We start from the raw sequence: 8,829 nt of genomic DNA on the forward strand, positions 1-8,829 counted from the left end.
TGTCTGTTGGCTGTTGGCTGTTGACTGTTGGCTGTTGACTGTTGGCTGTTGTCTGTTGGCTGTTATTAGCTACTGATTAGTCATTCCCAATTCCCAATTCCCAATTCCCAATTCCCAATTCCCAATTCCCAATTCCCAATTCCCAATTCCCAATTCCCAATTCCCAAACTATAATATAACTTTACAGTTTTTTCATATAAGTTGTGCAAGAAGACTTCCGACTGATCGTTGACTTGGTTCTAGTTCTCGCTGCTGCCGCAGCAGGAGGACTCTTTGCATCGCTTTTGCGACAGCCGGTAATTCTCGGATACCTCCTGGGAGGGATCGTAGTTGGGCCGGCTGGTTTGGGGCTGATTAAAGAATTAATTCAGGTGGACACCCTGGCTGAATTCGGTGTTGCCTTTCTGTTGTTTGCGTTGGGAGTAGAGTTTTCCTTCGCCGAACTCAACCGAGTTAAAGCAATTAGTCTGGGCGGGGGGAGTTTGCAAATTGTGCTGACGATCGCCTTTACGACTGCAATTTCCTTGGCCGTAGGCTGGGTAGAATCGCCCGCTCAAGGCGTGTTTTTAGGGGCGATCCTGTCGCTTTCATCGACAGCAGTTGTACTCAAGTGCTTGATGGAACGCAATGAAGGTGGTACTTCCCACGGTCAAGTCATGCTGGGAATATTGGTAGTTCAAGATTTGGCCTTGGGGCTAATGCTAGCAGTTTTGCCGGCTCTCAACCAGCCCGCAGAGGCGATCGGCATGACGGTAGCGTGGGCCCTGCTGCGGATTAGTTTATTTGCTGCCGGTGCTGTGGTTGCAGGCATTTGGATCGTCCCGCAGTTGCTGCGCTACCTCGCGAAAACAGAAAGCCGGGAACTGTTTTTGCTGGGAGTTGTGGTTTTGGCTTTGGGGATTGCGCTGCTGACTGAATATTTGGGTTTCTCGATCGAGATGGGCGCATTTGTGGCGGGTTTAATGATTTCTGAGGTGGAATATGCCGACCAAACTCTAACTTATGTCGAGCCTTTGCGAGATATTTTTGCATCCTTATTTTTTGTCACCATCGGTATGTTAATCGACCCGGTGTTTCTCTGGAACCATCTAGAATTAATTCTGGGACTGGTATTTTTAGTATTTGTCGGCAAATTCTTGATTGTAACGCCGATCGTCCGAATGTTTGGCTATCCGCTAAAAACAGCATTGATCGCAGGTTTGGGCTTAGCTCAGATCGGAGAATTCTCCTTTGTTCTCGCTAGTTCCGGCCAAGCGATGGGACTGGTTTCGCGAGACGTTTATCTATTAATTTTAGGAACCACAGCAGTCACTTTGGTGCTGACTCCGTTTGTATTGAGAAGCGTGCCGCAGTTATTGAACTGGGCAGAAAATTTTGGGCCTTTACAGCGCTATTTTGACGAAACGTCTCAACCTGTGGAAATAGCTGAAACTTTGCCGGAACAAAATCATGTTGTGATTTGCGGCTACGGGCGAGTTGGCAGAAATTTAGTCAAAATGCTGCAAAGCCGCAACTGTTCAATTGTGGTGATCGATGAGTCAGAAACCAGAATTCAAGAGTGCAGAATGCTAGAAATTCCCTATATTTATGGGAACGCTGCTAGTTGGCACGTCTTGGAAGCAGCAGGGGTGGAACGTGCTGCATCGATGGCGATCGCCCTTCCAGATCCCATGAGCACTCGCTTGTGTCTGAAGCGGGCTTTAGAATTAGTTCCAGATTTGGATATTGTGGTGCAGGCAAACCAAGATAAAGACATCGAACTGCTTTATCAACTCGGGGCCTGGGAAGTTGTACAGCCGGAGTTTGAGGCGAGTTTGGAACTCTCCGCCCACTTGCTCGCTGGTATGGGTGTCTCGGCAATGGCGATCGGGCGGGAAGTGCAGCAAATTCGCAGCAGCCGCTATCTGGAATTGCGGCCTGCGCGCGAACCTTTGGCGGTTTCGCGGGATTTGAAGGTGGCGGTTCGAGATATGAACACCGAGTGGTACAACTTGCCGCCGGGCTCTCCGATCGCCGGCATGACTCTGGAAGAAACTAACTTGCGACAGTTGACAGGGGTCAGTGTGATGGCGATCGTCCGCACAGATGGCGAGGAAATTGATTATCCGAACGGCAAGACAGCTTTGCAGTCGGGCGATCGAGTTTTTGTCGTGGGAGAACCGGAAGAACTCATCAGTTTTGAGTTGCTGGCGAAGGGGGAAGTTGCAGTCCCGCACGGCGACAGTTCTTGTCAGTGGCTGAGGCTGCCAGCAAAAAGCCCTTGGGCTGGCAAAAAACTCTCAGAGGTAGATGTGCTGCCCCAGTACGGGGTGCAGGTGCGGGCGATCCGCCGGGAAGGGAAATTTACTCGCTGGCCCGACGGAACTACCAGTTTGCTAGAGGGCGATCGTTTGCTGCTTTGCGGCGGCTTCTACGAGCTCGGCTTGATGCAGCGGACGGCCTCGCCCCCGATCCTGCAACCTGCCTTAAAGCAGCCTTTTGTCACCGCCCAAGTCAGCGAAAAGCTGTTTAGCGATTAGGGAGTTGGCAGTTGACAGGAAAGCAGTTGGTTGTTGGTTGTTGGATTAGTTAACGGTTAACAGTCAACAGTCAACAGCTAACAATTCCCCATGCCCCATGCCCGGAGCGAACCCATCCCTCCGCTTCGCTCCGCCCACTCTCCTCAAGCGTTGGGTTTGACATAAGCAATTGCCGATCGCGAGATCAGAATTTGTGTTTCTGAGGGATCTAGTAGGCAAATGCAGTTAAGATCCTGCCAAAAAATTCTGCCGGCTAGCAAGTCACCGGTCAGGAGTTTGATCTCGACCTGTTCTTTGTCTTTGATGTAGCTTTGTATTAAGCGAACGCTGGGCAATCCGGTCTCAAATTCAGACATACTGGGAAATGGGTAAGTTGGTCATTAGTCATTAGTCATTAGTCTTTGGTGGGAAACTGAGGATTGAGCATTGAGGACAATTGACATCCGGGCGGGAGGCAACGGGCAAATCAGTAATGACTTAATGACTTTATGAAGTCTATCAACTAATTAGTTTTAACGAACAGAGGTGTGTTTTTATGCCGATCGAGTTTACGAAATATCACGGACTGGGCAATGATTTTATTCTGATTGACAACCGCCATTCGTCAGAACCTGTGCTAACACCAGAACAAGCTGTGGTTTTGTGCGATCGACATTTCGGGATTGGCGCAGACGGCGCGATTTTTGCTCTTCCGGGCCAAAACGGCACTGACTATACGATGCGGATTTTTAACTCCGACGGTTCGGAACCGGAAATGTGCGGCAACGGAATTCGCTGTTTGGCTAAGTTCGTCGCCGATTTGGAAGGACCAAAGGCAAAAACTCAGTACCGCATCCACACTCTGGCCGGCGTCATTAGCCCGGAATTGCGATCGGACGGTCAAGTTAAGGTGGATATGGGAGTTCCCCGGCTGATGGCTGCGGAAATTCCGACAACTTTGGCGGCACTGGATGCCAAAGTGATAGATGTGCCGATCGAAGTTGCCGATAAATCTTGGTCTGTTACCTGCGTCAGCATGGGTAATCCTCACTGCATTACCTTTGTAGACGATGTTTCGGCTGTGGCTTTGGAAACTGTAGGGCCTCAATTTGAACACCATTCAGCGTTCCCGCAGCGTACAAATACAGAATTTATTCAAGTAATACGATCGGACTACGTAAAAATGCGGGTGTGGGAAAGAGGCGCAGGTGTTACTCTAGCTTGTGGGACTGGTGCTTGTGCTGCTGTGGTAGCTGGGGTGTTGGTCGCCAAGTGCGATCGGACTACTTCTGTTGAACTCCCAGGTGGCGTTTTGCAAATCGAATGGGCAGAAGTTTCTGGGCGGATTTACATGACCGGGTCGGCACAGCGAGTATTTACTGGTTGTCTTAATCAGTTGACAGTTGACAGTTGACCTGTGGTAGGGGCGGTGCCTGTGAGTGCCCGCCCTCTTAGTTGACATTAGTCAGTTGTCATCAGTCAGAAGGAGTTTTTTGTGGAATTGACAAACAAGGAAAATTATTGAATTCCAAATTTTTATTTAATTCTTTAATTATCAAGAATGCTCAATGACTAATCCCTTGCGCCTTGTGCAATCATTGGCTGAAGACTACTGACTACTGACCAATGACTACTGACTACTGACCAATGACTACTGACTAATGACTAATGACTAAAATCTCAAATCTAACATTAAGTAGGTGGGCTTGCATGGCTGGAGGTATTTATCTGATTCAGGACGACGACAGGCTGGTAGAAATGATGGAACAGCCCTACGACTCGGAAGACCAGTTACAAGACTTGCTTGTAACTTATCCTAATCTGATTGCCGGAGATCAAATCGATCGCGCGACGGCGCGGAAGTGGCTGTTAATTTCGCGGGAAGCGGCAGCGCCTGCAGATGAGGAAACAGCCGTCCAATGGTCACTGGATCATTTGTTTCTCGACCAAAATGCAGTTCCTACTTTGGTGGATGTCAGGCGAACTCCTAATGCCGAACTGCGGCAAAAAGTTTTGGGTCAGTCGATCGACTATGCTGCTAATGCGGTAGTTCACTGGCCAGTCGATTCAATTATTGCTATGTTTGAAGCTAATTGTCGCGATCGGGGCCGCGATCCCGAACAGATTTTTGAAGAGTTTCTCGGTGCAGATGCGAATGAAGACCGATTTTGGCAAAAGGTTAAAACTAACTTGCAAGCCGGTAAAATTCGCTTAGTGTTTGTCGCTGACGAAATTTCCGCTGAAATGCGTCGAGTTGTAGAATTTCTCAACGAACAAATGGACCCGGTTGAAGTTTTTGCCCTAGAAATTAAGCAGTATGTAAGTGAAGACGGTTTGAAAACCTTAGTTCCCAGAGTGATCGGTCAGACAGCCGAAGCACAGCAGAAAAAATCCAGCGCAACACGCGAAAGAAGGCGCTGGGACGAATCGTCATTTTTTGCGGAAATCAAAACTAGAGGAGGCGCAGAAGAAGCACAAATCGCCAAAGCAATTTATGCTTGGGTGAAAAGTCAAGCACCGTTCGTGGAAATTCAATGGGGTACGGGGGATACTTACGGAGGCTTTGCCGCCAACTTGCATCAAAAAAGTAATAAAACCTATCAGTTGTTTACTGTTAATATTGCTGGAAAAATGGAGATTTCAGCTCACAATTACGGTTTGCAGCAACCGTTTAATGAGGAAAAGAAGTGGCTGGAATTAAGGAGCAAATTAAGTTCGATCGGTCTGTCGTTGCCTACGGAACCTGGGGAAAGAAGGTCTCCGAGTTTGGCTTTGTTTACTTTGCAGGATGAATCTGCCATCAAGCAAGTTATCGAAACTTTTGAATGGGTTATTCAGGAAATTAAAAAAGCGTAGTTAAGCTGTTGCGGCATTTAAAATGTATGTCAAAAAAAATAAAACAATGAGTGGGGTGGGCAGGAGAGCGGGCCCTGAATATGCAATGTTTATTTGCACGACAGCTTATTAGGAATTGACCTAGGGCGTAGGGCATGGGCATTGGTGTCAACTTAAGCTTTTTTTTGATACACCAGTCCTCCCGCCCACCCGTCAGTCCGGCAGGGGTTTAAACCCCTGCCAAACTATCGGTTTGATGTTAAGTTGACACCAATAGGGCATGGGACGTAGCCTACTTACTTCACTTTCTTGAGAACCGCTGTAAATGGTTTCAGGGAAAAGTTAAGAGCGTAGAAGGGGAAGTTCCGGTTAAAATAGCTCACCAAAACAAGTGGATTAAGTTTATGATGGTATTTAAACTTTTTGCACAACTTGTGGGAATTCAAGAGTCATTTTATATTGGTTTTTCGTCCGGGGAAGATAACGAACATTATTTTGTTATGCAAAGACATGAATTTCATAAATAAGATGCTCTTCCTAACCTAGAGAGTGTCTACTGGGAGAGAGACGATCGGTCTTGGGGAGAATATGGAGGAATTAAAGAAGTTACTTTAAACCGCGAACGCTTAATTGTTAATTTCGATTCTTCAATAGCAAACCCTAATACAGATTGCGATGAGGCAAGAATTGCTTTTTCTGTAAATGATTCACAATTTCAGAAGTTGTAGAACACCTTGCAGAAGATAATACTGGGTCATGAGGATAGGTTGAATTTAATAAATTAGCCAATTGCGTCAAGATTGTACTTGAAAGTCAATGCCCAATTCCCCATGCCCTATGCCCCATGCCCAATAACTAATATCGAATGTTGGCTTGTTTCAAGCGTCGCAATGCTTCTCCCAGTCGATCGCAATCTGCTATCAAACTAACTCTAACATATCCTTCACCGCCAGGGCCAAAAGCATTACCCGGAGTCAGAACCACACCAGTTTGCTGCAAAACATTCAGGGCAAAATCAGTCGAACTCATGCCCGGAGTGCAGGGAACCCACAGATACATTGCAGCCAGAGGTTTGGGAATATTCCACCCTAATTCTGCTAATCCTTCAACCATGAAATCCCGGCGAGTCCTGTAACGATTCTGTACTTCGTGCAAGTAACTGTCGGGCAATTGCAGCGCAGTTTCTGCTGCTGTTTGCAAGGCGGAAAATATACCGTAATCTAGGTTAGTTTTTAATGTCCGCAAACCTTGAATAATCTTGCTATTTCCTACTACAAAACCGACACGCCAGCCGGCCATATTGTAAGTTTTGGACATAGTGTGAAATTCGACACCGATTTCTTTACCGCCAGGAATTTCTAATAAACTTGTCGGTTGATACCCGTCAAAGGCTAATTCCGCATAGCACAAATCATGAACCAGCAAGATTTGATGTTTGTGCGCGAAAGCAACAATATCTTTGTAAAATTCGCGGGGTGCTGTTGCCCCAGTCGGATTGCTGGGATAATTGAAATAGAGTATTTTAGCTTGTTCGGCTACGCTGTCGGGAATATCGCCTAAGTCAATTATCCAGTCGTTTTCTGGCTTGAGGGTGATGTTGTGAACTTTTGCACCGGCTATAATCGGGCCGCGAAATAATACTGGATAAGCCGGACTAGGTACTAAGATTAAATCGCCGGGATTGATATACGCGATCGCAAAATGTGCTAAACCTTCCTTAGAACCCAACAGAGGCAATGCTTCGCTTTCAGGATCGAGTTCAACATTGTAACGGCGGTTGTACCATTTAGTAATTGTGCGGCGGAAACTGGCAGTTCCTTCAAAGGGTGGATAGCCGTGATTAGCGGAATTTTGGATGGCTGCGACAGCGGCTTCTACTACCGGTTGCGGAGTCGCACCGTCTGGGTTTCCCATTCCTAAATCTATTAAATCGAGTCCTTGTTCGCGGGCGCGGGCTTTTAGTTCGTCGAGACGGGCAAATACATAGGGAGGCAGTTTTTGCAACCTGTCAGCAGGGCTAATCCAATCCAAAGTCATTTGTTTTTTGTGAGCTTTTAGTTTCTAGTCTTTCGTAGTAAGGACTTCAGTCCTTGGTTCGTAGTAAGGACTTCAGTCCTTCGTACACAGCCTTTAGATGACTAAAGTCCTTACTACAAACCTGACTGCAAACTGTTTTAATTCTTAACTCTTGATTCTCCCACAGGTGCGGTGGTAGAAACCATTGCTGCCATTAATTGTTCGGGAACAACTTTAAACGGCAGTCTGTGAATGTCGGAATTGGGTTGGCAGGCTATGTCGGCGGCGCGCTGTAGTTGTGTGAGGCTAACGTCTCCGAGTCCTAGATTGTCTAAAGTTTGGGGCAATCCAATCTCGCCGTAAAATTTTAGCAGTTGCTGTCTGGCGGTGGCAGCGAGTTGATTGTTTTGCAGCATTTCTTCTAACCGCAGTTGTACTAAAATGCCGTAGGCAACTTTTTCGCCGTGCAAAGTTCCGTGACTTGCTAATAGATGAGTTAGACCGTTGTGGACGGCGTGGGCGGCGACGGTGCGACATTGGGGGCCGCCGATGCCGCCGATTACTCCTGCTAGCAATACGGCTGCGTCTGTGACTTGTTGCCAGGTTTCGCTACCGGGTTCTTTGAGGGCGGTGGCTGATTTTTGGAACAGGATATCGCGCAGGATTCTAGCTTGTTGGACGGCGGAAATTATCATAGTTTGTTCAGAGTGTCCGCTGCTGACTGATGCTTCGTACCATTTGGCGATCGCATCTCCAATTCCTGCTATTAATGTTCTTTGAGGTGCTGTTTGAATTAAGCCATAGTCGAGGATTAGCAAATCGGGACATCTTGCTAACGCGACATCGTATTGAAATACACCTTGTTCGGAATAAATGTTAGAAAGGGCCGTCCACGCGGCGCAGGTGGCTGCTGATGTGGGGATGGTGACAATGGGGATTTGGCACTGGTGGGCTAGGAGTTTGGCTGCATCCAAGGCTTTGCCGCCGCCGACACCGATGATGAAGTCGGCGTTGTGGTGTTGGAAGGCTTCGCGGAGGTTTTGCAGGCTGGTTTCGCTGCAATCCTTGCCGTAGGCTGTTTCGGCAGATTGTAGGCGTGGTGTCGCCGTGCCCGCCCCTGCGCTTTCGAGGATTGGTTGCAGGTAGGGTTTGGCGGCCGCGAGGGAGTTGCTGCCGCCGACGATGAGGGGGCGGTTTCCGAAACGGGCGATGGCTTCTGTAGCTTGTGCTAGGGCGTTTTGACCGCGCAATACACAGCCGGGAGCAATTGTCAAGGAATAAATTGCAGTTGCGGTGGTCGTTTTGGTGCTTTGGGTTTGAGTCATCGAACCACTGGATGAGTGAGGGGAATGTTGAGGCTTTGCAGGATTGCTGGATTTTCTAGGATAACTCTAACTCGTGTTGGGCGATCGGGTAAGTTTTGTAAAGTTTTTATTAAGTATTGTCGGGGGTTGGGGCATGGAAGGAGGGAGTTGAGGGG

At 47.8% G+C, this 8,829-nt stretch carries 7 protein-coding genes; 3 read left to right on the forward strand and 4 right to left on the reverse strand.

Translation table 11 applies throughout. The features are described from left to right. Positions 1–80 precede the first annotated feature (80 nt). A complete protein-coding gene (locus IQ270_RS32055; RefSeq protein WP_255532485.1) occupies positions 81–209 on the reverse strand; it encodes a hypothetical protein in 129 nt (42 codons plus the stop codon). On the opposite strand from IQ270_RS32055, the gene IQ270_RS25400 reads away from it, so the two are divergent. Continuing rightward, positions 204–2,519: a cation:proton antiporter gene (locus tag IQ270_RS25400; protein WP_193975947.1), complete on the forward strand. Its 2,316-nt coding sequence runs from the start codon at positions 204–206 to the stop codon at positions 2,517–2,519. The two genes, IQ270_RS32055 and IQ270_RS25400, sit on opposite strands and share 6 nt — an antisense overlap. Positions 2,520–2,662: 143 nt before the next feature. On the opposite strand, the gene IQ270_RS25405 is transcribed toward IQ270_RS25400, so the two are convergent. Next, on the reverse strand, positions 2,663–2,875 hold the full coding sequence (locus IQ270_RS25405; protein WP_193975948.1) for an RNA-binding protein hfq: 213 nt from the start codon (positions 2,873–2,875) through the stop codon (positions 2,663–2,665). Between the two features lie 179 nt (positions 2,876–3,054). On the opposite strand from IQ270_RS25405, the gene dapF reads away from it, so the two are divergent. Both dapF and IQ270_RS25415 read left to right on the forward strand, forming a co-directional pair. After that, entirely contained in the window at positions 3,055–3,912 is an 858-nt protein-coding gene (gene dapF / locus IQ270_RS25410; RefSeq protein WP_193975949.1) for a diaminopimelate epimerase, read from the forward strand. 296 nt (positions 3,913–4,208) lie between these two features. After that, positions 4,209–5,354, forward strand: coding sequence for a hypothetical protein (locus tag IQ270_RS25415; protein ID WP_193975952.1), 1,146 nt, complete (start codon positions 4,209–4,211; stop codon positions 5,352–5,354). Positions 5,355–6,188: 834 nt separating this feature from the next. Here IQ270_RS25415 and IQ270_RS25420 read toward each other — a convergent pair. Both IQ270_RS25420 and IQ270_RS25425 read right to left on the reverse strand, forming a co-directional pair. Further along, entirely contained in the window at positions 6,189–7,370 is a 1,182-nt protein-coding gene (locus IQ270_RS25420) for an aspartate aminotransferase (RefSeq protein ID WP_193975950.1), read from the reverse strand. A 137-nt stretch (positions 7,371–7,507) separates the two neighbouring features. Further along, positions 7,508–8,674 (reverse strand): iron-containing alcohol dehydrogenase family protein, encoded by a 1,167-nt coding sequence (locus IQ270_RS25425; RefSeq protein WP_193975951.1) that lies wholly within the window; start codon positions 8,672–8,674, stop codon positions 7,508–7,510. Positions 8,675–8,829 lie beyond the last annotated feature (155 nt).

The sequence above is a fragment of the Microcoleus sp. LEGE 07076 genome, from assembly GCF_015207455.1.
In the GTDB taxonomy this organism is placed as follows: Bacteria; Cyanobacteriota; Cyanobacteriia; order Cyanobacteriales; family Microcoleaceae; genus Microcoleus.

Excerpts from the sequence above, each read along its gene's own strand:
- IQ270_RS25405 (WP_193975948.1), bottom strand. The coding sequence starts at position 2,875 with ATGTCTGAATTTGAGACCGGATTGCCCAGCGTTCGCTTAATACAAAGC.
- dapF (WP_193975949.1), top strand. The coding sequence starts at position 3,055 with ATGCCGATCGAGTTTACGAAATATCACGGACTGGGCAATGATTTTATT.
- IQ270_RS25415 (WP_193975952.1), top strand. The coding sequence starts at position 4,209 with ATGGCTGGAGGTATTTATCTGATTCAGGACGACGACAGGCTGGTAGAA.
- IQ270_RS25420 (WP_193975950.1), bottom strand. The coding sequence starts at position 7,370 with ATGACTTTGGATTGGATTAGCCCTGCTGACAGGTTGCAAAAACTGCCT.
- IQ270_RS25425 (WP_193975951.1), bottom strand. The coding sequence starts at position 8,674 with ATGACTCAAACCCAAAGCACCAAAACGACCACCGCAACTGCAATTTAT.